This window comes from Nocardia arseniciresistens, assembly GCF_046764875.1.
GTDB classification, from domain to species: Bacteria; Actinomycetota; Actinomycetes; order Mycobacteriales; family Mycobacteriaceae; genus Nocardia; species Nocardia arseniciresistens.
Genome location: NZ_JBKORD010000007.1, coordinates 311195 through 336603, shown reverse-complemented (window position 1 = coordinate 336603; position 25409 = coordinate 311195). Strand labels below are relative to the sequence as shown.

21 protein-coding genes are annotated in these 25409 nt (G+C 65.4%); 19 read left to right on the top strand and 2 right to left on the bottom strand.

The features are described 5' to 3' along the window. Positions 1–59: 59 nt before the first annotated feature. Complete coding sequence (locus ACLMAJ_RS15485; RefSeq protein WP_412014351.1) at positions 60–560, bottom strand: MarR family winged helix-turn-helix transcriptional regulator; 501 nt, start codon at positions 558–560, stop codon at positions 60–62. Positions 561–667: 107 nt separating this feature from the next. Between ACLMAJ_RS15485 and ACLMAJ_RS15480 the strand changes: the two genes are divergently transcribed. The 4 genes from ACLMAJ_RS15480 to ACLMAJ_RS15465 all read left to right on the top strand — a co-directional run bounded on the left by ACLMAJ_RS15480 (position 668) and on the right by ACLMAJ_RS15465 (position 4132). Next, positions 668–1606, top strand: coding sequence for an EamA family transporter (locus ACLMAJ_RS15480; protein ID WP_412014350.1), 939 nt, complete (start codon positions 668–670; stop codon positions 1604–1606). 83 nt (positions 1607–1689) lie between these two features. Next, entirely contained in the window at positions 1690–2463 is a 774-nt protein-coding gene (locus tag ACLMAJ_RS15475) for a MerR family transcriptional regulator (RefSeq protein WP_412014349.1), read from the top strand. 344 nt (positions 2464–2807) lie between these two features. Next, complete coding sequence (locus ACLMAJ_RS15470) at positions 2808–3380, top strand: arabinosyltransferase domain-containing protein (protein ID WP_412014348.1); 573 nt, start codon at positions 2808–2810, stop codon at positions 3378–3380. A 170-nt stretch (positions 3381–3550) separates the two neighbouring features. Continuing rightward, entirely contained in the window at positions 3551–4132 is a 582-nt protein-coding gene (locus ACLMAJ_RS15465; protein ID WP_412014347.1) for a hypothetical protein, read from the top strand. 137 nt (positions 4133–4269) lie between these two features. On the opposite strand, the gene ACLMAJ_RS15460 is transcribed toward ACLMAJ_RS15465, so the two are convergent. Next, positions 4270–4896, bottom strand: a complete 627-nt coding sequence (locus tag ACLMAJ_RS15460; protein WP_412014346.1) for a TetR/AcrR family transcriptional regulator — start codon at positions 4894–4896, stop codon at positions 4270–4272. A gap of 107 nt (positions 4897–5003) precedes the next feature. Between ACLMAJ_RS15460 and ACLMAJ_RS15455 the strand changes: the two genes are divergently transcribed. The 15 genes from ACLMAJ_RS15455 to fadD32 all read left to right on the top strand — a co-directional run bounded on the left by ACLMAJ_RS15455 (position 5004) and on the right by fadD32 (position 25290). Further along, entirely contained in the window at positions 5004–5726 is a 723-nt protein-coding gene (locus ACLMAJ_RS15455; protein WP_412014345.1) for an SDR family NAD(P)-dependent oxidoreductase, read from the top strand. 162 nt (positions 5727–5888) lie between these two features. Then, positions 5889–7118 carry a UDP-galactopyranose mutase gene (gene glf, locus ACLMAJ_RS15450; RefSeq protein WP_412014344.1) on the top strand — a complete coding sequence of 410 codons (1230 nt, stop codon included), beginning with the start codon at positions 5889–5891 and terminating at the stop codon, positions 7116–7118. Then, complete coding sequence (locus tag ACLMAJ_RS15445; RefSeq protein ID WP_412014343.1) at positions 7115–9052, top strand: glycosyltransferase; 1938 nt, start codon at positions 7115–7117, stop codon at positions 9050–9052. The genes glf and ACLMAJ_RS15445 overlap by 4 nt, the downstream gene beginning before the upstream one ends. A 110-nt stretch (positions 9053–9162) precedes the next feature. After that, complete coding sequence (locus ACLMAJ_RS15440) at positions 9163–9675, top strand: phosphatase PAP2 family protein (RefSeq protein ID WP_412014447.1); 513 nt, start codon at positions 9163–9165, stop codon at positions 9673–9675. Positions 9676–9733: 58 nt separating this feature from the next. Next, the gene (locus ACLMAJ_RS15435) at positions 9734–10660 is read left to right on the top strand and encodes a decaprenyl-phosphate phosphoribosyltransferase (protein ID WP_412014446.1); all 927 of its coding nucleotides are present in this window, start codon (positions 9734–9736) and stop codon (positions 10658–10660) included. 4 nt (positions 10661–10664) lie between these two features. Next, on the top strand, positions 10665–12608 hold the full coding sequence (locus ACLMAJ_RS15430; RefSeq protein ID WP_412014445.1) for an arabinofuranosyltransferase AftB family protein: 1944 nt from the start codon (positions 10665–10667) through the stop codon (positions 12606–12608). Between the two features lie 237 nt (positions 12609–12845). After that, positions 12846–13937, top strand: a complete 1092-nt coding sequence (locus tag ACLMAJ_RS15425; RefSeq protein ID WP_412014342.1) for an alpha/beta hydrolase — start codon at positions 12846–12848, stop codon at positions 13935–13937. 324 nt (positions 13938–14261) lie between these two features. Then, positions 14262–15311, top strand: a complete 1050-nt coding sequence (locus ACLMAJ_RS15420; RefSeq protein ID WP_412014341.1) for an alpha/beta hydrolase — start codon at positions 14262–14264, stop codon at positions 15309–15311. Positions 15312–15784: 473 nt separating this feature from the next. Beyond that, the gene (locus tag ACLMAJ_RS15415; RefSeq protein ID WP_412014444.1) at positions 15785–16741 is read left to right on the top strand and encodes an alpha/beta hydrolase; all 957 of its coding nucleotides are present in this window, start codon (positions 15785–15787) and stop codon (positions 16739–16741) included. Between the two features lie 290 nt (positions 16742–17031). Further along, positions 17032–18066: an alpha/beta hydrolase gene (locus ACLMAJ_RS15410; RefSeq protein WP_412014340.1), complete on the top strand. Its 1035-nt coding sequence runs from the start codon at positions 17032–17034 to the stop codon at positions 18064–18066. Between the two features lie 223 nt (positions 18067–18289). Further along, a complete protein-coding gene (locus ACLMAJ_RS15405; protein ID WP_412014339.1) occupies positions 18290–20176 on the top strand; it encodes an alpha/beta hydrolase-fold protein in 1887 nt (628 codons plus the stop codon). A gap of 277 nt (positions 20177–20453) precedes the next feature. Beyond that, the gene (locus tag ACLMAJ_RS15400; RefSeq protein ID WP_412014338.1) at positions 20454–20987 is read left to right on the top strand and encodes a DUF732 domain-containing protein; all 534 of its coding nucleotides are present in this window, start codon (positions 20454–20456) and stop codon (positions 20985–20987) included. Next, a complete protein-coding gene (locus ACLMAJ_RS15395) occupies positions 20984–21970 on the top strand; it encodes a cutinase family protein (RefSeq protein ID WP_412014337.1) in 987 nt (328 codons plus the stop codon). Before ACLMAJ_RS15400 ends, ACLMAJ_RS15395 begins: the two co-directional genes overlap by 4 nt. A 194-nt stretch (positions 21971–22164) precedes the next feature. Beyond that, entirely contained in the window at positions 22165–23184 is a 1020-nt protein-coding gene (locus ACLMAJ_RS15390; RefSeq protein WP_412014336.1) for an LLM class F420-dependent oxidoreductase, read from the top strand. 189 nt (positions 23185–23373) lie between these two features. After that, positions 23374–25290, top strand: coding sequence for a long-chain-fatty-acid--AMP ligase FadD32 (gene fadD32 / locus ACLMAJ_RS15385; protein WP_412014335.1), 1917 nt, complete (start codon positions 23374–23376; stop codon positions 25288–25290). The last annotated feature ends 119 nt before the right edge of the window (positions 25291–25409 follow it).

The window sequence follows — 25409 nt, the reverse complement described above, 5'->3', positions numbered from 1 at the left end:
CGCGCGATTGTTGCTTCTTCTGAAGGCTATTCGGGTGGCTGGGCTGCGCGTCGTTCGCGTCAATCCAGCGAGGTGTCGCCCAGTGCTTCGGAAAGATTGCGCAGGAGGTCCGCCAGTCGATCGCGCGCGGGGGCGTCCAGTGTCGTCAGCATGCGCTGCTCATTTGCCATATGGAGGGGAAGTAGGTCGTCGATCAGGGTGCGGCCTGCGGGGGTGAGCTGAACTCGGACCGATCGGCGATCTTCCGGATCCGGTGCGCGTTGCACCAGACCCTTGGCCGCGAGCCGGTCGATGCGATTGGTGATCGCGCCGGAGGTCACCATGGCCGCTCGGTTCAAAGCGCCTGCGGTGAGCCCGGTTTCGCCACCGGAGCGGCGCAGCGTCGCCAGCACGTCGAACTCCCAGAACTCCATGCCGTGGCCTGCGAAGAACTTCTTCAGGTCGTGTTCCACCACGCGGGAAAGGCGGGTGATCCGCGCGATCACCTGCATCGGTGAAACGTCGACGTCGGGCCGTTCTCGGCTCCAGTGTTCGGCGATCAGGTCCACGGCGTCTCCCATGCGAGATCCTCTCGATCCTAAGAATCTTAACATTGATCTACTTGACGGTGAGACATCTCATCCGGTAGATATTTCAACGTTGAGATTATCAATGAGGAGCGACCAAAATGATCACAGCTACCGCCCCGCGCGCCGCGAGTTCGTACCCGGGCACCCTGGCGCTCACCGCCCTGACTCCGATCGTCTGGGGTTCCACCTACGCCGTCACCACCGAACTCCTGCCGCCGGACCGCCCGCTGTTCACCGCGCTCATGCGTGCACTGCCCGCCGGACTTGTGCTGCTCGCGCTCACCAGGGCGCTGCCGCGCGGCGTCTGGATCGGGCGGGCCGCGGTCCTCGGCATCCTCAATATCGGAGCGTTCTTCCCGCTGTTGTTCCTGGCCGCCTACCGGCTGCCCGGCGGTATCGCGGGCGTGCTCGGTGCGGTGGCGCCGATGATCGCGCTCGGTTTCGCGACGGTGGTGCTCGCGGAGAAGCCGACCGGGCGCAAGATCATCGCCGGTCTCATCGGTATCTTCGGCGTCGCACTCGTGGTGCTGCGCGGCAATGCTCAACTCGACACGCTCGGGGTGGTCGCCGGACTCGCCGGAGCCGCGTCCATGGCATTGGGCACGGTACTTACCAAGCGCTGGGGGCGGCCCGACGGCGTCGGCGCACTCGCGCTCACCGGCTGGCAGCTCACCGCGGGCGGATTGTTCATCGCCCCGCTGGCATTCCTGATCGAGGGCGCTCCGCCCGCGCTCGACGGGCGCGCCATCGGCGGCTACCTGTATCTCGGCATTATCGGCACCGCGGTGGCGTACTGGCTGTGGTTCCGTGGCATCTCGAAGGTGCCCGCCACCTCGATCGCCTTCCTCGGGCTGCTCAGCCCGGTTTCGGCGGCGGTGATCGGTTGGGTCGCACTCGGTCAGGCGCTCACCTTGCTTCAGGTGCTCGGCATGAGCATCGCCCTGGGCGGCACCTTGCTCGGTCAGCTGCCAGGCAAGCCCGCACCCGCGGTTGTGTCGGAGGAACCGACTACGCCGGTGCCTGCCCTAGCGCGTTAGAGATCCGCGAAGAAGAGGGTTGACCTTGACGTAGCGTCAACTTGCAAGCTGGTAATACCGACGAGAAAGAAGGGATAAGGGTCATGACAGCGGGCACCCGCAGCGGCGAATGGTCCATCCAGGACCTGGCCAAGGCGACAGCCACCACCAGCCGGACACTGCGCCACTACGGGCAGTTCGGGCTACTGCCGCCCAGTCGAATCGGCAATAACGGGTACCGCTATTACGACCAGGACTCCCTGGTGCGGCTGCAACGCATCCTGCTGCTGCGAGAACTCGGCCTCGGCCTCCCCGCCATCGCCGAAGTCCTTGCCGGACAGCAGGACACCGCCGCCGCACTGCGTACGCACCTGGACCTTTTGAGGCAGGAACAGGATCGGATCCGGCGCCAGATCGAATCGGTGACCATCACGCTGCACAAGACGGAACGAGGTGAACAACTCATGGCAGCAGAAGTTTTCGACGGTTTCGACCACACCCAGTACAAGGATGAGGTGATCGAACGCTGGGGTAAGGACGCCTACGAAAGTGGCGACCGCTGGTGGCGTTCGATGAGCGAAGCCGACAAGAAGGCGTACTTCCAGACGCATCTGGATATTGCCGCCGACTACGGCAAGGCGCGCACCGCCGGGCTCACTCCCGAAAGTGCCGAGGTCCAGGCAATCGTGCAGCGGCACTACGACTGGATCACGATCGGCACACAGGGCCCGCGACCCGGAGTCGACTATTTCGCCGGACTCGGTGAAATGTACGTCGCCGACCCGCGATTCGGGAAGAACTACGACGTACACGGCCCGCACACAGCCGAATTCGTGCGTGACGCGATGAAGGTCTATGCAGAGACTCGACTGCGATAGCGGGAATCGTTCGAGCGCAACACAAGTGAGGTGCCCGCAGGCCACATGGCCTGCGGGCACCTTCGGCTGGATGCGGCCGGCAAGGGCGGACCTGGTGTCGTAACACGCGGCCCGTCAGCGGCGTTACCGCGCTCGCTGACTTCGACCGGTGCCGGTCGTTGCGATCGGTGCGGCTCCTTTGCTGCTCGTGTTGATCGTGCCGCGCGCCGATGCATCGCCGCGGGAGGTCTGCCGCAGTATCCGCACCAACCGATCTCGATCACTGCCCGGTGCTCGGTCGGAGTCATGGCCGCAGACCACCCCGAAGGACGGACTGGAACCCGATCACCGACTACGGTCGAGCTGTGGATGCCAATGTGACTTCGGGGGCCCCGTACTCGGAACCGAGCGGAGTGCTTGCGACGACGACCGGGGTCCTCGGCCTGCTCCTCGGCGCGAGCAACCTGGTCGGCGCTGTCATGCTGCTGAACGCATTCCGCGGCGCCCCGAGCAAATACGACAACTCCCTCACCATCTTCGCGACCCTCGGCGCTCTACTGCTTGCCGCCGCGCTGATCTACGGCGCGATCCTGCTGTTGCGTCGAGACGAGACGGGTCGCTACATGCTCATCGTCGCCTCGGGCCTGATGATCGTCATCGCCCTCGCCGCCCTCGCATGTGCGCTCACCGGCTACGGATCCAGCTACGGCATCCACTGGTTCCAGGAAGGCCGCCGCTCCTCCGACGCCGTCAAGTCGACCTTCGGCCTCGTCGGATCCCTCACCGCCCTGGTCCACCAGGACTGGCTCGCCGGACTGACCGCAATGATCACCCCCCTCCTCACCTTCCTCACCGCGGCGTCGGGCTACACCGCCCGCTGGATCGCAGCACCCCCGGCCCGCCGCCCCATCCAACTCCTGGATGACACGGCCTACTAATCGGCGACGGCGCCTCCTCATCGAGCGGTCGCACAAATCCGCTTGGTGACCGGTAGGGTTCGCGTTCGAGTGAAGGGGGGAGCTATCCGTATGGCCAACAGGGATATCCGGTTTACGGGCACCAGCCACCGCAGCCTGCCGCCGGAGGCGGGACCGCGATAACCGCTGGCGTGCTCGCACTTGTTACCGGAGGTTTGAACGCGCTCGGTGCTGTGGCGATCGCAGCAGTTGATTCCCGGGACCTCGGTGTGACGCCTGGCAAGGTTCAATTCAGTGCGATCGCAGCTGGATTCATCGCTTTTCTGCTGGTCCTTGGCGGCATTCTTTTGCTGTGCCGATCGACGGTTGGCCGGGTCATGGTTATCCTGGGTTGCAGCCTGGCCATGGTTGACATGGTCATCAGCGCGGTGCTGTTCAGGGTGTTCAGTCCGCTGTCAGCCGTGGGCGTGGTTCTGATGATCGCCACGATGGCACTGGCTGCCGTCAGCTCTACCGGTCGGTGGATCGCCGCTCCTCGTCAACCTCCATCTCAGCTGCCCGCACAGCCGTACGGCCCGCCGCCCGCTCCCGGTCAGCTCGCGTCTCCGTATGGCCCGCCGCCCGTCTACGGTCAGCCTTTTCCGCTGTACGGTCAGTCCGCACCACCACCGTCGAATAGTCAGCCCCCGGCTTATGGCCAACCTGCACAGCCGTACGGCCAGCCGCAGCAGGCCCCCGGCTACGACCAGCCGCCGCCTCCCTACCCGTACTGAGACCATGCCCGGTGTGCCGAGGTGACGCGATTTATGTCGAGCAGCTAGACGGGAATCTGGCTGTCGCGCTATGAATTCCACAGCTTCGGGCGGAATAAGACGCTAATCGGATCGCTACGTCCGCTACTCGAGTGAGCTCAGCTTCGCATCGACCGCATCAGTTGGTCTTCGGTGATCGGGGGGACCGGGAGTGGGTGGGCGGCGGTGGTGCGTAGGCCGTCGAGGACGAGGGCTAGGTTGCGGCGCCAGGCATTGGGGGCTATGTGGGCGGTGGCTTCGACGACGCGGGTGTGGGACCAGGTGATGAAGGCGATGTCTTCCAGCACCCAGTCGGGGCGTAGGGCGCCGGATTGTTGTGCGCGGGTGACAATTTCGCGCATCAGGCCGTGACCGTGTTCTTGGGCGCGTGCGATGGCCGCGTTGGGGGCCGTGCGTAGGGACAGGTCGCTGAGCAGGCGGTCGGCTGCTTGGAGTTCGCAGACCTTTTCGACCAGGTAGGCGAAGGCGTCCCAGGGGTCTTCGATCTCCATGGCTTGTTCGGCGATGCGTCCGCCCGCTTCGATGCGGTCCTCAACGGCGGCGGCGATGAGGTCGTCGCGGGTGGGGAAGCGGTTGTAGAGGGTGCCGATGGCGACGCCCGCGCGGGCGGCGATCTCCTTCAGTGGTGCGTCGAGGCCGCGTTCTTCGAAGACTGCCCTGGCGGCGGTCACGAGCGCGTCCCTGTTGCGGCGGGCGTCGCTGCGTAACGGCTTGTCGACGGGCATTCGCCGATCCTACAAATCTGGCACCAGACTTATCTTGAGCATAGGTTCAACTTAATGCTACCGTCGAATAGAACTTGAACCATGGCTCAACTTAGTGAGGTAGTGGCATGACGAAGACGATCGCGATATTCGGGTTCGGGCCCGGGCTGGGCATGGGGACCGGGCGGCGTTTCGGGCGCGAGGGGTTCCGTGTCGCGGTGATCGGCCGGAACGCGGACAAGGCGAAGAGGCACGTCGAGAGCCTGGCGGCGGAAGGCATCGAGGCCGCCGCCTTTCCCGCCGACCTCACCGACGAGGCGCAGTTGCGTGGTGTCGTCGACGACATCACCGGCAGGTTCGGGCAGATCGACGTCGCGCTGCACGGTGCGGCGGGCAATATGGCCGACCGGATCCCGACCACGCTGGACGTCGACGCCGCCGGTCTGCGTGCCCCGCTCGCATTGAAGTTGTACTCACCGATGTGGATGACCCGCGCGCTCGCGCCCGCGATGATCGAGCGCGGTGACGGAACGCTGCTGTTCTCCTCGGGGTCCTCTGAGCGGCACCCGATGCCCTTCCTGTCCAACTTCGGCGTCATCCTCGGCGCGCAGCGCACCTACATCCGTCAACTCCAGGTGGAACTCGCCGGTACCGGCGTCTATATCGGGCTGCTCGACATCGGCGTACTGATCGGTGACAGCGAGGCCGAACGCATCGTCGACGAGCATCCCGAACTGGTCCCACCCGGCGTCGAGATCGCGAGGATGAGCAACGACGAACTCGGCGGACACTATTGGCGGATGTACACCGAGCGCACCGACCTGGAGGTGGAGGTCGGCTTCCCCGAATGACGGCGTCCGCGCATATTTGATAGCGGCTCTGTTGCGGCCGGGCGGTTGTTTCGCGAATGTTCGGCGAAATCCATGCGAAACCACCAGGCCGGAGCCGGGCCGCTCAGCCCGCTCGGTGACTCCGCCAGGACAGCGCGGAGTCTTCCGATACGCTGGGCTCCCGTGACCGCCGCATCGTCCTCGGGTAACTCCGTCCCCACCGCCTCACAGTTCGATCTGATCGTCGTCGGCTCCGGATTCTTCGGGCTGACCGTCGCCGAACGCGCCGCCAACTTGCTCGGCAAACGAGTGCTGGTGATCGACCGCCGCTACCACCTCGGTGGCAACGCCTATTCGGAGCCGGAGCCGGAAACCGGCATCGAGGTGCACAAGTATGGGGCGCATCTGTTCCACACCTCGAACAAGCGGGTGTGGGACTACGTCACCCAGTTCACCGAATTCACCGGCTACCAGCACCGGGTCTTCGCCAAGCACAAGGGGCAGGCCTACCAGTTCCCAATGGGCCTTGGCCTGATCTCGCAGTTCTTCGGTCGCTACTTCACGCCCGACGAAGCGCGCGAGCTGATCGCAGAGCAGGCCGCGGAGGTCGAGACCCAGGACGCGCAGAACCTGGAAGAAAAGGCGATCTCGCTGATCGGCCGCCCGCTGTATGAGGCGTTCGTCCGCGATTACACCGCCAAGCAGTGGCAGACCGACCCCAAGGAACTGCCCGCGGGCAACATCACCCGCCTCCCGGTGCGCTACACCTTCGACAACCGCTACTTCAACGACACCTACGAGGGCCTGCCCAAAGAGGGCTACACGAAGTGGCTGGAGAACATGGCCGCCTCCGAGCTCATCGAGGTCAGGGTGAACACCGACTGGTTCGAGGTGCGCGACGAACTGCGCGCCGCGAATCCGGACGCCCCGGTCGTCTACACCGGCCCGCTGGATCGCTACTTCGACTACCAAGAGGGCGAACTCGGCTGGCGCACCATCGATTTCGAGACCGAGGTGCTCGAGACCGGTGACTACCAGGGCACCTCGGTGATGAACTACAACGACGCGGACGTGCCCTACACCCGCATCATCGAGCCGCGCCACTTCCACCCGGAGCGCGACTACCCGAAGGACAAGACGGTCATCATGCGCGAGTTCTCGCGCTCGGCACAGACCGGCGACGAACCGTACTATCCGATCAACACGCCGGAGGATCGCGCCAAACTGTCCGCGTACCGCGCGCTCGCCAAGAAGGAAACCGCAACGGAGAAGGTTCTTTTCGGCGGTCGCCTCGGCACCTATCAGTACCTTGACATGCACATGGCCATCGGAAGCGCGCTCAGCATGTTCGACAACGTGCTGCGGCCGCACCTGGAGTCGGGCGAGCTGCTCGTGGATGAAAGCGCAGAATGACCTCCCAGTCGATCTTGGAAGATATGACCACCGAAACCCGCGCGAAGTCGCTGCTACAGCGCATCATCCTGCCTCGGCCGGGTGAGCCGCTCGACGTACGCACCTTGTATGTCGAGGAGTCGGCGACCAACGCTAGGCGCGCGCACGCCGCCACCCGCACCTCGCTGTCGATCGGCGCGGAGTCCGAGGTGTCCTTCTGCACCTATTTCAACGCGCTACCGGCGAGCTACTGGCGGCGCTGGAGCATCCTGGAATCGGTGGTGCTGCGGCTGGAACTGGCCGGACACGGCCGCGTCGACGTCTACCGCTCCAAGGCGGACGGCTCGCGAATCCATGTGCAGGGCAAGGAGTTCGCCGTCGCACCCGGCACCGAGTCGGTGCATGTCGAGTTCGAGACCGATCTCGGCCCGTTCGAGGACGGCGGCTGGATCTGGTTCGACATCACCTCCGACACGGCGGTCACGCTGCTCGCGGGCGGCTGGTTCGCCCCGGTCGAGGCGCCGGGAGACGGCACCATCGCGGTCGGCATGCCGACCTTCAATCGGCCGACCGATCTGGTGAAGACCCTGGCCGCTCTCGGCTCGGATCCGCTGGTGCTGGAGAAGATCGCCGCGGTCATCGTCGCGGACCAGGGCAACCGCAAGGTGGTCGACGAGCCGGGATTCGACGAGGCCGCCGCACCGCTCGGCGATCGGCTCGCCATCCGCGATCAGCCCAACCTCGGCGGCTCCGGCGGCTACAGCCGGGTGATGTACGAGGCGCTGAAGACCACCGACGCCCAGTACATCGTCTACATGGACGACGATATCGAGATCGAGCCCGATTCGATCCTGCGCGCGCTGGCCTTCGCCAGGTTCGCCGAATCGCCCATGCTGGTCGGCGGGCAGATGCTCAATCTGCAGGAGCGCTCACACCTGCACAGCATGGGTGAGGTCGTCGACCGCGGCATCTTCATGTGGACCTCGGCGCCGAATGTCGAATACGACCACGACTTCGCGAAGTACCCGCTCAAGGACCGCGACAACTCCAAGCTGCTGCATCGGCGCATCGACGTCGACTTCAACGGTTGGTGGACATGTGTGATCCCGCGCCAGGTCGCCGAGGAGATCGGTCAGCCGCTGCCGCTGTTCTTGAAGTGGGACGACGTCGAATACGGTCTACGCGCCCGGGCCGCCGGGTACCCGACGATCACCCTGCCCGGCGCCGCCGTCTGGCATATGGCGTGGAGCGACAAGGACGACGCCATCGACTGGCAGGCGTACTTCCACCTGCGCAACCGCCTGGTCGTCGCCTCGCTGCATATGCCGGGTAATGGTCGCGGCATGGTGGTGAACACGGTCAAGGCGACCATGAAACACCTTCTGTGCCTGGAATATTCGACGGTCGCCATCCAGAACCTGGCGATCCGCGACTTCCTCGCGGGCCCGGAGCGGCTGTTCCAGCTGCTGCCGAGCGCACTCGGCGCGGTGCACGAGTTGCGCAAGCAGTACCCGGACGCGGTGATCCTGCCCTCGTCCACCGATCTGCCGCTCGCCACCCACATCGGCGTCGGCGCGGTCGGTGAGCCCGCCAATCCGATCGCCAAGATCGTCCGGCTGGCCAAGGGACTGGTGCACAGCGTGCGCCCCGCGCATGCCGAGCACCACGAGCGCCCGCAGCTGAACGTGCCGACGCTGGACGCACGGTGGTTCCTGCTCTCCCAGGTCGACGGTGTCACCGTCACCACCGCCGACGGTCGCGGCGTTGTCTACCGCAAGCGCGATCCGCGCCAGGCCCTCGGCCTGTTCAAGGAGGCCATCCGCCTGCGCAAGGAACTGGCCGCGCGCTTCCCGGAGATGCAGAAGCGCTACCGTGCCGCCCATCCAGAGCTGACGAGTATTTCCGCGTGGGAGAACGCCTTCGGCATCGGCAAAGCGAAAGGCGCGCAACAGTGAGTCTCGGAGCAAGTGACAGCGCGGCGGTGAGCGAGGCGCTGCGCAGCACGAACGGGCATTCCGCAGGCGGAGTCGAGCCCGAAACCGCGTCGGCACCGCCCGAGGTCGCCATTCTCAACGCGGTGCAGTCGAGGATCGGCCGCAACCCGTCGGTGATCAAGGCGGCTCGCGGCATGTCGCACTTCGGTGAGCACGCGCTGGGCTGGGTCGGCATCGCCGCCGTCGGTTGGGTCGCGGACAAGCCGCGCCGCAGACAGTGGGCCGGGGTCGCCGTCGGCGCCGTCGGCGCGCACGCCGCATCGATCGTGATCAAGCGGGTCGTCCGTCGGCCACGCCCGAACGACCCATCGGTGCAGGTCAACGTGTCCACGCCAAGCAAATTGAGCTTTCCGTCCTCACACGCGACCTCGACCACGGCGGCGGCGGTGTTGCTCGGGAAATTGACCGGGCTACCCTTGCCTGCGGTGCTCGTTCCACCGATGTTGCTCTCCCGGGTGGTGCTCGGGGTGCACTATCCCTCCGATGTGCTCGCGGGATCGGCGCTCGGTGCCGCGTCCGCCGCTGTTGTGCTTGCCGCCGAAAAGAGACTCGATAGTGAACGCACAAGAAAGAGCTTTGGTTGACCATGAGGGAGCGCAGCGAGCGAATCATGACGGAGCCGAGCACCCGCGAGGTGAAGTCATGAGTGAAGAGCCGACCGGCGCCGACCTAGCTGAGGCTGTTGTCAAGGGCCCGCCCAAGTCGCTGGCCGGTGGGTTGATCAAGGCCATTCGGCCGCGGCAGTGGGTCAAGAACGTCCTTGTCCTCGCCGCTCCGCTGGCGGCGGGCTCGGCGACCGAGGTGGACGTGCTCGCCCCCGTCGGGATCGCCTTCGTCGTGTTCTGCATGGCGGCGTCCGGCATCTACCTCGTCAACGACGCACTCGACGTGGAAGCAGACCGGGCGCACCCGACCAAGCGGTTCCGGCCGATCGCCGCGGGCGTGGTGCCGGTGAACCTGGCCTACATGCTTGCCGCGGTGCTGCTTGTCGCATCGCTGGCCGGATCATTCCTCGCGTCGTGGCATCTCGCCGTCGTGATGGCGGTCTACATCGGCATCCAGCTGGCCTACTGCCTCGGCCTCAAGCATCAGGCCGTGCTGGACATCTGCATCGTGTCCTCGGGCTTCCTGTTGCGCGCGGTCGCTGGCGGCGCGGCGGCGGATATTATTCTGTCGCAGTGGTTCCTGCTGATCATGGCGTTCGGTTCGCTGTTCATGGCGGCGGGCAAGCGCTACGCCGAACTGCAGATCGCGCTGGGCACCGGCGCCAAGATCCGCAAGTCGCTGGAGTACTACACGCCGACTTACCTTCGCTTCATCTGGACGCTCGCCGCGACGGCGGTAGTGGTGTTCTACGGGCTCTGGGCCTTCCAGCAGGACAGCCTGAAGGACACCAACTGGTTCTCAATCTCGATGGTTCCGTTTACCATCGCAATCCTGCGCTATGCGGTCGACGTCGATGGCGGCGAGGCCGGTGAGCCCGAAGAGATCGCGCTGGGGGATCGCATCCTCCAGTTCCTCGCAATCGCCTGGATCGGAGCGGTAGGTGTCGCTGTCTATCTCACCTGACGAGATGTTGGTAGAGGAAGTGGAGCGAACGGAATACGCAACCGAGGAGCCGGCCCAAGGGTCGGCTCGCTCGGCATCGGCGTCCGCGAAGCTATCCCGAGCCGTCTTCGTCGGAGGGATAGCGCTCACGGTTGCCCTGTTCGCGACCGGCGCCTGGCAACGGCGCTGGATCGCCGACGACGGCCTTATCGTGTTGCGCACAGTGCGAAACCTGCTGGCGGGCAACGGGCCTGTCTTCAACGAGGGTGAGCGCGTCGAAACCAATACCAGCACGGCGTGGACCTACCTGGTCTGGTTCTTCAGCTGGCTCACCCAGGCCAGGCTCGAGTACGTCGTCCTCGGTGTCGCGCTAACGGTTTCGATGGCCGCGATCGTGTTCGCGATGCTCGGTACGGCGCGGCTGTGGGGCGGCGCCGAGTCCGCGCTGCTGCTGCCCGCGGGCGTGCTGGTGTACATCGCGATACCGCCCGCCCGCGACTACGCCTCCTCCGGGCTGGAGAGCGGCCTTGTCATCTGCTGGCTCGGTCTGCTGTGGTGGCTGATGATCCGGTGGAGCCAGGCCGAGCGGGTCCGGCTGCCCGGCCTCTTCGGGCTGGTGTTCCTCGCCGGACTCGCCCCGCTGATTCGTCCCGAGATGACCCTGGTCGGCGGACTCGCGCTGGCGATGATCTTCTGCGCTCCGATGCCGCAGGCTCGGCTTAGCCCGATTGTGTTGCGCGCGTTGATCGTTGCCGCCGCCGGGATCCTCCCGATGGGCTACCAGGTCTGGCGGATGGGCTACTACGGCCTGCCCTACCCGAACACCGCCGTCGCCAAGGACGCGGGCGGCGCGAAGTGGGGGCAGGGCTTCAAGTACCTGTGGGACCTGGTCGGTCCCTATTACCTGTGGGTGCCGCTGCTCGTGCTGCTCGTCGCGGGCGTGGTCGCCGCGCGTGCGGCGACTTCGGCCGCGGCCGGTCGGAACGCGGCTCCCGAGGAGGGTGGCTCGACTGTCCAGCGGGCGCGGGTATGGCTGCGCTCACCGAGTGCGGTGGTCGCGCTCATGCTCGGCAGCGGCGTCATCCTGACGGTGTACGCGCTGCGCGTCGGTGGCGACTTCATGCACGGCCGGATGCTGCTGCCGCAGCTGTTCTGCCTGCTGCTGCCCGTCGCGGTGATACCGATCCGGGTGCCCGAGGACGGTCTGCGGTCGATGTCGGCCGCTGACTGGTCCTTCGCGGTGGTTCTTTTCGCGTTGATCGGCACCGCGGGCTGGGCGCTGTTCGCCGCCAACACCACCGCGATCAAGACCGGGACCAAGATCAGCTCGTCCGGCATCGTCGACGAGCGCGTCTACTACGTCCTCAACACCGGCCACGACCATCCGATCCTGGCCGAGGACTACCTGGACTATCCGCGCATCCGGCCGATGGTCAACGACATCACCGCCACTCCCGATGGCGGCCTGCTGTTGAACTCGCCGTCGTTCATGTTCTGGTACGTCGCGCCACCGCCGCAGCCGATCCCCGAAGGCGGCTCCGGGCACACCGTCTACTTCCTGAACCTGGGCATGACGAGCATGAACGTCCCGCTGAACGTGCGGGTGATCGACCAGATGGGCCTGGCCTATCCGCTTGCCGCGCACACCGATCGGTTGGAAGACGGCCGCATCGGGCACGACAAGGCGTTGTACCCGGACTGGGTCGTGGTCGACACCGGCATGGTCGACAAGAAGCCGTGGATGCCGTGGTACCTGGATGAGAAGTGGGTCACACAGGCCCGCACCGCGATGAAGTGCCCGGCCACCGAGGCGCTGATGATCTCCTACCGCGATCCGCTCACCTGGGACCGCTTCAAGCACAACCTGCTGCACGCGGTGACGTTCGCCGATTACCGCATGGATCGGGTGCCGAGGTACGAGATTCAGCGTTGCGATCTGGTCGATCCTTTCCCACAACCGCCGCGATGATCATATTCTCGTAGTCACATCGGGCCCACGGATCACCGTGGGCTCAGTGGTTTCATCGGATGAGGTAAACAAAGTGGTGTACGCCGCTTTGTCACTTTTTGATAACGTCCATGCATCGATGACGCGCTAGGCTGCGACGGTACGCCTGCCGGTGGCGTTGCCTCGTGATGGGCGAAAAGATCGGTGGTCACCGTCAGAGCGGTCAAATTCGGCCGTAATAAGGAAGGGTCCAAATAGATGCGAGGCGTTATCGGGCGTAAGACCCAGAGTGGACGTCTGAGATCCAGGAAAGCTGGTTCGTGGCTCAAGCGGTCGGTACTGATGTCGCTCGCGATTTTGCTGCCGCTCGGGGTGTCGGTGGCAGGACCCGGTGCCACCGCGTCGGCGGCATTCAACCCGGATGGGTTCGACTTCTGGGTCGACTCCTCGATGGGCCCGATCAAGTCGCGGATCTTCCGCGCCGCGGACGGCAATACCGGTCGCGTGGTCTACGCGCTCGACGGCATGCGTGCGCGCGGTGACATCAGCGGCTGGGAGCACGAGACCGAGGTCGCCCGCGAGCTCACCAAGTGGAATATCAATGTCGTGATGCCGGTCGGTGGACCGTCCAGCTTCTACGCGGACTGGAACGCGCCCGGCAACTGGCTCGGCCTCAACACGGGCTCGTCGGGATCGGTCAACGGCTCCTCGTCCGGGTCGGCGATGACGGGTTCCTCCGGCTGGAACGAGACGCTCGGGAAGAACAACACCTATAAGTGGGAAACGTTCCTCACCAGCAATCTGCGTTCGGCGCTGCGGGATCGACTCGGCTTCAACCCGAATGGCAACGGCGTGTTCGGCCTGTCCATGGGCGGCAGTGCCGCGCTGACACTCGCCGCGTACCACCCGGACCAGTTCCGCTACGCCGGTTCGTATTCCGGCTACCTGAACATCTCCGCGCCGGGTATGCGTGAGGCGTTGCGCGTGGCCATGATCAGTGCGGGTGGCTACAACATCGACGCGATGGCGCCGCCGTGGGGCCCGCAGTGGCTTCGGATGGATCCGTTCGTCTTCGCGCCGCGACTGATCGGCAACGGCACCCGGCTCTGGGTCGCCGCCGGTAGCGCCCTGCCCGGCCCCGCGGACGCGTCAGCGCCGCTGGACATCCTGCAGGGCACGCCGCTGGAGGCGCTCGCACTCGTCAATACCAGGGCCTTCCAGGTCAGGATGGCGACGCTCGGTGCGACCAATGTCACCTACAGTTTCCCGTCCGTCGGTATCCACAACTGGCACAACTGGGAGTCCGAGGTCTACCGCATGATCCCGGACCTCTCCGCCAACATCGGTTGATTTGGTAAGCCTCGCGCCGTGTGGGCGGGGGTAAGCAGTGAACTGGCCGCCTGGTGCGTATGCACCGGGCGGCCTTTTCGTTACCCGAACCCAGCCGTCCGTAACGGTGGTTGACAACAAATGTGCTGCGACGAACCCATAGTTCTTGTGGCTGGGGCCACTTTCCAGCAACATGGAAGCTTCGTTGGTGATTGATACGCGAACAACATGTACACAGGTGAAATGTCCGTCTCTGCGGATCTTCTGCCTGGGATGCCAGATGACGGGCTAGTTTAGATTGCTGATGATTTGCCGACTTGCTGTCTGAACGAAAGGTCGAGTCAAATGCGAAGTCCGCGCTGGAAACGTTGGCCCGATAGGCCGGCGGCTCACGGCTCTCGGTTGCGCGACAGTGCTCTCGGAGTGGCGCTCGCCTTGCTGTTACCGCTGGGGATCACCATCGCGGGTGGCGGCGCGACCGCATCGGCGGCGTTCAATCCCGCCGCGTTCGACTTCTGGGTCGACTCGGGCATGGGCCCCATCAAGACCAGGGTCCTGCGTGCCGCGGACGGCAACACCAACCGCGTCGTCTACGCGCTCGACGGCATGCGGGCCCGCGAGGACCTCAACGGCTGGGAGATCGAAACCGACATCGCCGAGACGCTGGCGGGCATGAACATCAACGTGGTCATGCCGGTCGGCGGCCAGTCGAGTTTCTACGCGGACTGGAACGCGCCGAGCGAATTCGTCGGCATCACGCCAGGTGCCGTCGTCGGCGGCCTGAACCTGGTCTCCGGTGGGCCGGGCAAGAGCTACCGGTATCAGTGGGAGACCTTCCTGACCGACAATCTGCGGTGGGCGCTGCGCGACCGACTCGGCTTCAATCCGAGCCGCAACGGCGTCTTCGGGCTGTCGACCGGTGGCGGCGCGGCACTGACGCTGTCGGCATACCATCCGGATCAGTTCAGCTTCGCGGGCTCGTTCTCGGGCTACCTGAACAACTCCGCGCCCGGCATGCGTGAAGCCATCCGCACCGGCATGATCGACGCGGGCGGATACAACGTGGACTCGATGGCGCCGCCGTGGGGCCCGCAGTGGCTGCGGATGGATCCGTTCGTCTTCGCGCCGCGACTGATCGACAACGGGACCCGCCTGTGGATCGCCGCGGGCAGTGGCAGGCCCGATGCGGGCGACGAGCCGAGCTTCGACACCGTGGCAGGTATGGGTCTGGAGAGCCTGGCGTTGACCAATACCCGAGCCTTCCAAGTGCGGATGAGCACACTCGGCGCCTCCAACGTCGTCTATTCGTTCCCGGAGTTCGGTATCCACGCCTGGAACACCTGGCAGAACGAGGTGCACCAGATGGCTCCCGACCTGTCCGCCAACATCGGCTGAGTTTTCACCCCGAACAGGACCGCCCCGCGCCACTTCGGCGCAGGGCGGTCCGTTTGTTTCGCCCGAATTATTGCCTTTGCCCGCTCTGTTCTCTGATTGATTGCTGCGACGGGAATTTCGTGGCGCTACGAGCTGGACGGGTCCTGCCGACCTGTGGTGCTGGAAAATCGCTGGATTTCATCACGATCCGGTCTCGCAGTGCGTTTTCACCGGGGTCGACTTCGAATAACTGCCCTATAGAAGAGCGATAACGCCGAGACCTTCAGTCTATGGGGAGCCATCGGTGCCGAATATCGATCCTCATGCACGACAGTTGCGGCCAACGGTGACCGCACGGGCGAAAGGTCGAATTGATGCGATCAGGCGTGGTACGCGGCGATGTAGCCGAAGGGCGCGGAGGGATGCTCGAAGCCGATGAGCGCGGTGGGCGCACCTCCGCCTTCGCTCCGGCCGTGCGCGCGCGTCGCGGCCGGATGCGCCGGTCCGTCGCAGGCATCGCACTCGCGCTTGCGGTGCCATTCGGCATATCGGCGACCGACCTCGCGGCACCGGCGGTGGCGAGCTTCAACCCGGCCGGTTTCGACTTCTGGGTCGACTCGAGCATGGGCCCGATCAAGAACAGGATCTTCCGCGCCGCGGACGGCAACACCAACCGCGTCGTCTACGCGCTCGACGGTCTGCGCGCCCGCAACGACCTCAGCGGCTGGGAGGTCGACACCGATATCTCCAGGGTGCTGCCGCAATGGAACATCAACGTCGTGATGCCGGTCGGCGGGATGTCCAGCTTCTATTCGGACTGGATCGCGCCCAGCAATACCAACGGCCAGCAGCGCACTTATGCGTGGGAATCGTTCCTGACCGAGAACCTGCGTTGGGCGCTGCGCGATCGGCTCGGCTTCAATCCGAATGGCAACGGCGTGTTCGGATTGTCGATGGGTGGCAGTGCCGCACTCGCACTCGCCGCGTATCACCCGGACCAATTCCGCTATGCCGGTTCGTACTCGGGCTACCTGAATATCTCGGCGCCGGGCATGAAGGAGGGCTTGCGGCTGGCGCTGCTCGACGCGGGTGGGTACAACATCGACGCGATGTGGGGGCCGCCGTGGGATCCGCGCTGGCTGCGCAACGACCCATTCATGTTCGCACCGTTGTTGCGGGCGAACGGAACTCGGATGTGGATCGCCACCGGTAATGGCCAGAACGGCCCACGTGACGTAATCCACAAACCGATCGACGTCTACCACCTCGGCAACGCGATGGCGCTGGAGACGATTGCGCTCGCCAATACCCGCGCCTTCCAGCTGCGTCTGGATTCGCTCGGCCCGACCAACGTGCACTTCGACTACACGCCCGTCGGTGTACACACGTGGAACTACTGGGCGGACCAGGTGTACAAGATGCTGCCCGACCTCAGCGCCAATCTGGGATGAATTCCCGGTCGGGGACGACATCTACGACTGAACGCGATAGGGTCACCGCACGATCACAGGTTGCGTACGGGCGAATTTCGGTCACTCGGTTGCCTCGGCCTTGCTAAGGCTCCCAGCGTCGAATATCGTCCACCGAGCGCACGTGTGACCAGATCGTTGTAGCGCCGTCTTTTGTGTCGGAATGTCGGGATTCCACGCGAAGGTGACGTGTGTCTCGTTCGAAGCACGGGTGTTGCCCGGCCCTCATGGGCTATGGGCGGCACCACCACAGCAGAAAGAGAGCAGGATTCATGCGTTTCGGCAGGGCGGCCGGCCCGAAGAGAAGCACGGGACGGCGAGTCACCCCTCGCGGTTGGCGTAATCGAATTCTGGCTGTCGGTGCCGCTGCACTGGCGCTACCGATTGCCGCCGGAGTGGCGGCCCCGACTGTTGCCATCGCTGCACCAGCGCACAGCCCCGTGCTGCGCGCTCCTGCGGGTGGCTTCGAGGATCTGATGGTCCCGTCGGTCATGGGCCCGATCAAGGTCCAGGTGCAGTGGGCGGCGCGCGGCGGCAACGCGGCGCTCTACCTGCTCGACGGCCTTCGTGCTCGTGACGACCGCAATGCGTGGTCGTTCGAGACGAACGCGTTGCAGCAGTTCGGCAATGACAACATCACGCTTGTCATGCCGGTCGGCGGCCAGTCGAGCTTCTACACCGACTGGTATTCGCCGAGTAACACCAACGGCCAGAAGACCACCTACAAGTGGGAGACCTTCCTCAGCAAGGAACTCCCGGCCTTCCTCGAGGGCTACGGCGTATCCCGCACCAACAATGCGGTCGCGGGTCTGTCGATGGGTGGCAGCGGCGCGCTGGCTCTCGCCGCCTACCACCGCGACGTGTTCAAGTACGCCGCGTCCTACTCCGGCTACCTGAACATCTCCGCGCCGGGCATGCGTGAGGCGATCCGCGTCGCGATGCTGGACGCGGGACGCTTCAACGTCGACTCGATGGCGGCGCCGTGGAGCCCCGCATGGTTGCGGATGGACCCCTTCGTGTTCGCACCGCAGCTCAAGGGCCTGCCGATGTACATCTCGGCGGCCAGCGGCCTTCCGGGGCAGTTCGACAAGCCGAACTCGGCGGTCGGCGCGTTCAACACCGGCAACGCGATGGCGCTCGAGGCGCTGTCGCTGGTGAACACCCGTGCCTTCCAGGCTCGTCTCGCCACACTGAAGATCCCGGCTCAGTTCGACTTCCCCGCCCAGGGCACGCACTCCTGGAAGTACTGGGAGGGTGAGCTTTTCAAGTCCCGCAACGGCATCCTGGATGCCACCGGCGGCTGGTGATCCAGCTCTAACACAAACCGGCGCTGTCAGCCTCCGCGAGGAGGCAGGCAGCGCCGTTTGCGTTCTCGTCGGGTACTGCCAAAAATTTGCCACGCAGTCGCCCGCCGGTCCGGAACGGCAATCTCGAGGCACCCAGCGCCCGGCAAAGGCGCGGAGCGGCGGATTAGCTTGCTACCCGCGCGTCCTCCCAGGAAGACCGCCCGTACAGGGGTAGAAAACACTTGTGGCAGGGATTAGAGGCGGCAGGTGGGGCAGAGGTGAGCGCGCCGGCGTTCGCCGGGCTCGTTGGCGGCTAGCGCTGCTCGCCACCGCCACCGCCACGGCCACCGCGCTGCCACTGACCGCCGGACTGTCCCCGCTGACCGCGCCTGCCACCGCGCAGCCTGAGCCCGCCGTCGTCGCGCCGGTAAGTGCGACAGTGCAGAAGGTGGTGTGGTTCAGCGACCGTCGCGTTGCCCTGTGGATCAATTCGCCATCGATGGCCGCACCCGTCCAGGTGCAGCTGTTGCTCGCGCGGGACTGGAACATCCGGCAGGACGCCAGGTTCCCGTTGCTGTTCATGCTCGATGGCCTACGCGCCACCGAGGACGAGAGCGGCTGGACCAAGGACGCTGGCGCCGCCGAGTTCTACGCCGACAAGAACGTCACCGTTGTGCTGCCGATCGGCGGCCAGTCCAGCTTCTACTCCGACTGGCTGCAGCCCGACAACGGCCACAACTACAAGTGGGAAACCTTCCTGACCAAGGAACTTCCACCGCTGCTCGAGAGCCAGTGGCGAGCGACGGATGTCCGTGGCATGGAAGGTCTTTCGATGGGCGGCACCGCCGCGATGTTCCTTGCCGCGCGCAACCCGAACTTCGTCAAATACGCCGCGTCGTACTCCGGCTTCCTCACCACGACCACCCTCGGCATGCCGCAGGCGATCCAATTCGCCATGCGCGACGCGGGTGGGTTCGATTCCACCGCGATGTGGGGTCCGCCGAACAGCCCGGAGTGGGAGGGCCACGACCCGTACGCGCTCGCGGACAAGCTGAAGGGGGTCAGCCTGTACGTGTCGAGCGGCAGCGGCGCGACAGGGCCGTTCGACATGGCCGCGGGCGTCCCAGGGATGAGCACCAACTTGGCGGGCATGGGTCTCGAGATCCTGTCGCGGCTCACCTCGCAGAACTTCGTCACCAAGCTGGGCAAGCTGGTCATCCCGGCCCAGGTCAATTACCGCCCCTCGGGCATCCATTCGTGGCCGTACTGGGATTTCGAGATGCGCCAGTCCTGGCCGCAGGCCGCCGCCGCGCTCGGCGTCGACGCGGGCAAGGCACCGTGTCAGGCGGACGGTGCGATCGCCGCGGTGGCAACCTCCAACGGTTGGCTCGGTGACTGCGTCACCGCGGAATATCAGGTGAACGGTGGTGTGGCCCAGGACTTCCGTTCCGGGCGGGTGTTCTACTCGCAGGCGACCGGCGCGCATCCGGTCGGCGGCATGATCGGCGGTGGGTATCAGGCCGCACTCGGCGCGGTCGGACTTCCGATCGGCGATGAGCGCCCGCTACCCGACGGCCGCGGCCGGTTCCAGGCCTTCCAGAACGGCTCGCTCTACTGGACACCGCAGACCGGCGCCCAGGTGGTGCGCGGCGCGATCCTCGACGAGTGGGGCAAGCAGGGCTTCGAGCTCGGTCCCGCGGGCTATCCGTCCGCGCCGGAGGTCAAGACGCCGAACAGGGGCGGCGCGGTGCAGGCCTTCGAGAACGGCCCGTTCTACTACAGCCCGAAGACCGGCGTGCACCGGCTGCAGGGGCTGATCATGGGCAAGTACGCCGAGCTGGGGTACGAGAACAGCTTCCTCGGCTTCCCGGACGCCGAGGAGCAGCCGCTGAGGGATCTGGGCCGTTTCAGCAAGTTCGAGGGCGGCAACGTCTACTGGAGCCCACTGTCGGGGGCGTGGGCGGTCCGTTCGGGCCCGATCATGGATTCCTGGAAGGACGCCGGATACGAGAACGGCAAACTCGGGTATCCGATCAGCGACGAGTTCACGGTTCCCGGCGGCACCCAGCAGAATTTCCAGACCGGATTCATCGTGGTCCGCGACGGCAAGCCAGAGATTCACGGGCTGTGATTTCGGCGACGCCTTCGGCGTCGCGTGTTCGCGGCCACCTTGGTCTCGCTTCCGAGCAGTCGAGACTCGCGCCTTCGGCGCATGCGCTTCGACTGCTCGGAAGCGAGACGGGCCGCGAACTCTAGTGCTCGGTCTCGCTTCGCTCGGAAGACGGGGTCGTGGCGAGTGGGCGCGTTTGGGGGGGTGTGATGGTCGACTGCAATCCGGCTTTGAACACGACCCGGCTAGCCTGGGAGGCGACCGGCCCTACTCGCGAACAGATCGAGGACACGAATTCATGCATCGGACCCGTGGAAAGGCACTCGGCGTGGCTATGGCGCTCGCCGCCACCGGATTGCTCGCCGCCTGCGGCGACAACGATTCGACGGCATCGAGCACGCCGACGCTGACCCATACCACGACGGCATCGCAGCCGCCTGTCACATCGAGCAGTGCGAGCGGCGACACCGGGCAGGCGCCAGCCCCTGAGTCGACCCAGCAGGCCCCCGAAGACACCGTGGCGCCCGAACGCCCGGAGCCGGTACCGACCGATGCCGTGCCGCAGGGGGACACCGCCAAACTCACCGACAACGACAAGAAGTTCCTCGAGGCGCTGAAGGCGAAGGGCGTCACGTCCTCCAGCCCGGATATCGCGTTGAGCATCGGCACCTATGTCTGTCAGGGGGTCGCGGCAGGCGCCTCCGAGCAGGACCTGACGACCTTCGTGAACGCGATGGCCGGATCCGATCCGTCCTTCGATCCGGCGAAGATGCCGGTCGAGAAGGTCGGGAAGATCTACATCGATACCGCTAAGCAGTCGTACTGCCAGTGAGTATCCGTCGAGGCAGGAATTCCCGTCGGCTGCGACCGGCGGGATGTCTGGTGTTCCTCGCGGTCGTCGCGGTCGTCATCGCGCTCGTACTGCTGCTGTGGTACCTGCTCGCTGGACGATTGCGCCCGCCCGGGCCGCAACCGAAGCCGCCGGAGCGACCGACTTCGCAGCCTGCGAGCTGCCCGGATGTTCAGATGATCTCGGTGCCCGGCACCTGGGAATCCAACAGCAACGACGACCCGCACAATCCGACGGCCAACCCGATCTCGTTGATGCTCAACATCTCCGGGCCGGTGCAGAGTCGATTCCCCGACGGCAGGCTGGATGTGTACACCGTCCCGTATGTCGCGCAGTTCTCGAACCCCATCGCGTTTCCGCCGGACGGCCAGCAGTCCTACAACAACAGCCGTTCCGAGGGCGCGCAGCGGATGGTCGATGCGATGACGACCCAGCATCGGGAATGTCCACTGACCAACTATGTGATCGCGGGCTTCTCGCAGGGCGCGGTCATCGGTGGCGATGTCGCCTCGCAGATCGCCGCAGGCAAGGGGCCCATCCCCGCCGAGCAGGTGCTCGGTGTGATGCTGATCGCCGATGGGCGCCGGACCGGCGACACCGGACCCGGGCAACCCGTCCAGATCGGGACCCCACCGGCGGGTGTCGGCGCGGAGGTCGCGCTGAAGGGTGTGAACGTGCCGGGAATTTCCATGACGGGACCTCGGCCCGGCGGCTTCGGCTCGTTGGCCGACCGCACCTTCACCATCTGCGCACCCGGCGACCTGATCTGTGACTCGCCACGACAGGCGTTGAGCCCCCTGAACATCATCGGCAGCACGATGACGCTGATTCACGCCGCGGGCAACCCGGTGCACAGCCTCTATAACGGTTTCGTGGTCGACAGCGACGGAAACACCGCCACTCAGTGGACGGTGAACTGGGCGAACGGCCTGATCGAAGGGGCGCCGCACCCGCCACACTCGTGAGAAGTCACCTGTGAACCACCACATCGGCGTGGGCCAACCTTTAGGGCCGTGCACCCTTGCATACCGAAGCCTCGTCAACCGGACAGGAGCAGGCTGTAAAGTGCGCTGATGATCGCGACACCGGCACTGCTGCCCCCAGGCCCGGGGGCTGGCCGGCACGCAGGAAATTTCCTTACAGCCAGGAGCATGAGTTCATGACAGAAGCCGCCGCACCGGCTGGTGAGTTGACCGCGTTGGGTACGCCGCTGCGTGGCTTCCGCTTCGCGGCCGCGGGCGAAGGAAACAAGCAGGAGGGCGGTGCCCGCAAGTTCATCCAGACGGCGCAGCAGGCCGAGGAGTACGGCTTCGACAGCTTTGTCGTGCCCGATCACCTCGGTGACCAGATCGGTCCGATCGCCGCACTCGGTGCGTTGACGCAGGCCACCGAGAAGATCCGGCTCGGAACGTCGGTGCTCGCCAATGGTTTCCGGCATCCTGTCGTGCTCGCCAAGGAGCTCGCGACCATCGACGTGCTGTCCAAGGGCCGCCTCGAGGTCGGTCTCGGCGCGGGTTGGAAGCAGGACGAGTTCGCCGCCGCCGGCCTGCCCTACGAGTCGCCGGGCATCCGGATCGAGAAGCTCGACGAGGCGTTGACCATTCTGGATGTGCTGCTGCGTGGTCAGGAGTGCACCTTCGCGGGCAAGCACTACCAGGTCGACGGCGTCAAGGGCACGCCGCGTCCTCGGCAGGGTCCGCGTCCGCCGATCTGTAGCGGCGGCGGTGGCCCGAAGATGCTGCGCCTGGCCGCCAAGCATGCCGACATCATCTCGATCGTTCCGGTCACCACCAAGAACGGCAAGGGTCTGCTCTCGGGCATCACCATGTCCAAGACCATCGAGAAGGTGAACCTGATTCGCGAGGCAGCGGGCGATCGGTTCGCCGATATCGAGCTGAACTGGGCCATCACCGCGATCGTCATCACCGACGACCGTGAGAAGACCGCGGAAATGGCCCTTTCCGCGATCGATCGTGGCCTGCACCCGGACCTCGAGGTCGACGTGAAGCTCTCCGTCGAGGAGATTCTCGAATCGCCGTATGTGGCCATCGGCACCTTCGAGGAGATCGCCGAGCAGATCCGTCGGGTGCGGGAGCTCACATCGATGTCTTATGTCGGTGTGTTCCCCACCCAGATGGACGCTTTCGCGCCCGTTATTCCCCTGCTGCGGGATGAGTGAGCCGCTCTTCTCTGTAACATGACTCTGGTTTGAGAACATCTAGCCGATAGCGGTCACCGCGCAGACCGCCACAAAAACTGCAGGCTGGCTCTTATACATAGAGCACCCGCGGGCTATAGCGAGTCGGGGCCTCACAGGTAACAGCGGCGATGTCCGTGTTGCTGCGTGTGCCTCGGAGGAGAAGAAGGAATGGAAGAAACTTTCGACGACTACCTGGACGAAACCGGGAACATCCGTATTCCCGAGGATCACACCCTGGTCGATCACGTCGAGAAGCACACTCGGAACGACGCGAACACCCTGGCCTACCGCTACATCGATTACTCGCGTGAACGTGATGGCGAAGCTCAGGAACTGACGTGGCGTGAATTCGGCGTCCGGCTGCGCGCGGTGGCCGCTCGACTGCAACAGGTGACGAACCCGGGCGACCGGGTCGCGATCCTCGCGCCGCAGGGCCTCGATTACGTGATCTCCTTCTTCGCCGCGATCTACGCGGGCACCATCTCGGTGCCGCTGTTCGACCCCGACGAGCCGGGTCACACCGACCGGCTGCACGCGGTGCTCGGCGACTGTGAGCCATCGGCCATCCTGACCGCGAGCTCCTCCGCGGCCGGAGTGCGCCAGTTCTTCCGCTCGCTGCCCGCCGCTCAGCGCCCGCGCATCATCGCCGTCGACGCGATCCCCGATAGCGTCGGCGAGTCCTGGGTGCGTCCCGATATCGCGATCGATGACATCGCCTACCTGCAGTACACCTCGGGTTCCACCCGGACCCCCGCCGGTGTCGAGATCACCCACCGGGCGGTCGGCACCAACCTGCTGCAGATGGTCGACGCGATCAATCTGGACTGGAACTCACGCGGCGTCACCTGGCTGCCGCTGTTCCACGACATGGGCCTGCTGACGGTGATCCTGCCTGCGGTCGGCGGCAAATTCATCACCATCATGTCGCCGAGTGCGTTCGTGCGTCGCCCGTACCGCTGGATCAAGGAATTGGCCGCGCAGTCCGATGGCGCGGGAACCTTCGCCGCCGCACCGAATTTCGCGTTCGAGCACGCCGCCGCGCGTGGTCTGCCGAAGAACGGCGAGTCTCTCGACCTGTCGAACGTGATCGGCCTTATCAACGGCAGTGAGCCGGTGACGACCTCGTCGATGAAGAAGTTCAACGACGCTTTCGCGCCCTACGGGCTGCCGAAGACCGCGATCAAGCCCTGCTACGGCATGGCGGAGGCGACGCTGTTCGTCTCGGCTACCAAGGCAGAGGACGAAGCCAAGGTTGTCTACGTCGACCGCGACGAGCTCAACGCCGGTCGCATGGTCAAGGTCGAGCAGGGTGCCGAGCGGGCCATCGCCCAGGTGAGCTGCGGTTTCGTGGCACTCTCGCAGTGGGCCGTGATCGTCGACCCCGACGCCATCGATGACGACGCCGGTCGCGAGCTGCCCGATGGCCGGGTCGGTGAGATCTGGCTGCACGGCAACAACATGGGCATCGGCTACTGGGGTCGTCCGGACGAGACATCGGCGACCTTCAAGAACAAGGTCACCCATCGCCTGCCCGAAGGCAGCCATGCCGACGGTTCCGACGACGACTCCAACTGGATGCGCACCGGCGACTACGGCGTGTATCTGGACGGCGAGCTCTACATCACCGGTCGCGTGAAGGACCTGGTGATCGTCGACGGTCGCAACCACTACCCGCAGGACCTCGAGTTCTCCGCGCAGGAGGCGAGCAAGGCACTGCGACCCGGCTTCGTCGCCGCGTTCTCGGTGCCCGCGAATCAGCTGCCCGCCGAGGTCTTCGAGCAGGGTAGCCATTCCGGCCTGCAGTTCGACGCCGACGATGCCTCCGAGCAGCTCGTTATCGTCGGCGAGCGTGGTCCGGGCGCAGGCAAGGCCGACCCGCTGCCCATCGCCGACGCGGTCCGCGGGGCGGTGTCGCAGCGCCACGGTGTGACCGTGCGTGACGTGCTGCTGGTACCCGCGGGTTCGATTCCGCGTACCTCCAGCGGCAAGATCGCCAGGCGCGCCTGCAAGACTGCTTATCTGGAGGGAACGCTCCGTGGTGGTTACACCCAGCAGGCTTTCCCCGATGCTCCGGAAGAAGAGTAATTGCCCGAAGGGGTGATTCGGCGAGCCGACCAGCGATGTTCGGCTTCCGGCTCGTCCCCATGCCCCGCCGCTCGAAACAACACCACTAGCGACTGCTCGCAGGTCGCTCGAAATGGCAC

Excerpts from the sequence above, each read along its gene's own strand:
- ACLMAJ_RS15460 (WP_412014346.1), bottom strand. The coding sequence starts at position 4,896 with ATGCCCGTCGACAAGCCGTTACGCAGCGACGCCCGCCGCAACAGGGAC.
- ACLMAJ_RS15410 (WP_412014340.1), top strand. The coding sequence starts at position 17,032 with ATGCGTTTCGGCAGGGCGGCCGGCCCGAAGAGAAGCACGGGACGGCGA.
- ACLMAJ_RS15415 (WP_412014444.1), top strand. The coding sequence starts at position 15,785 with ATGCGCCGGTCCGTCGCAGGCATCGCACTCGCGCTTGCGGTGCCATTC.
- ACLMAJ_RS15445 (WP_412014343.1), top strand. The coding sequence starts at position 7,115 with ATGACCTCCCAGTCGATCTTGGAAGATATGACCACCGAAACCCGCGCG.
- ACLMAJ_RS15485 (WP_412014351.1), bottom strand. The coding sequence starts at position 560 with ATGGGAGACGCCGTGGACCTGATCGCCGAACACTGGAGCCGAGAACGG.
- ACLMAJ_RS15390 (WP_412014336.1), top strand. The coding sequence starts at position 22,165 with ATGACAGAAGCCGCCGCACCGGCTGGTGAGTTGACCGCGTTGGGTACG.
- ACLMAJ_RS15425 (WP_412014342.1), top strand. The coding sequence starts at position 12,846 with ATGCGAGGCGTTATCGGGCGTAAGACCCAGAGTGGACGTCTGAGATCC.
- ACLMAJ_RS15400 (WP_412014338.1), top strand. The coding sequence starts at position 20,454 with ATGCATCGGACCCGTGGAAAGGCACTCGGCGTGGCTATGGCGCTCGCC.
- ACLMAJ_RS15435 (WP_412014446.1), top strand. The coding sequence starts at position 9,734 with ATGAGTGAAGAGCCGACCGGCGCCGACCTAGCTGAGGCTGTTGTCAAG.
- ACLMAJ_RS15475 (WP_412014349.1), top strand. The coding sequence starts at position 1,690 with ATGACAGCGGGCACCCGCAGCGGCGAATGGTCCATCCAGGACCTGGCC.
- ACLMAJ_RS15430 (WP_412014445.1), top strand. The coding sequence starts at position 10,665 with ATGTTGGTAGAGGAAGTGGAGCGAACGGAATACGCAACCGAGGAGCCG.
- ACLMAJ_RS15455 (WP_412014345.1), top strand. The coding sequence starts at position 5,004 with ATGACGAAGACGATCGCGATATTCGGGTTCGGGCCCGGGCTGGGCATG.
- ACLMAJ_RS15420 (WP_412014341.1), top strand. The coding sequence starts at position 14,262 with ATGCGAAGTCCGCGCTGGAAACGTTGGCCCGATAGGCCGGCGGCTCAC.
- fadD32 (WP_412014335.1), top strand. The coding sequence starts at position 23,374 with ATGGAAGAAACTTTCGACGACTACCTGGACGAAACCGGGAACATCCGT.
- ACLMAJ_RS15480 (WP_412014350.1), top strand. The coding sequence starts at position 668 with ATGATCACAGCTACCGCCCCGCGCGCCGCGAGTTCGTACCCGGGCACC.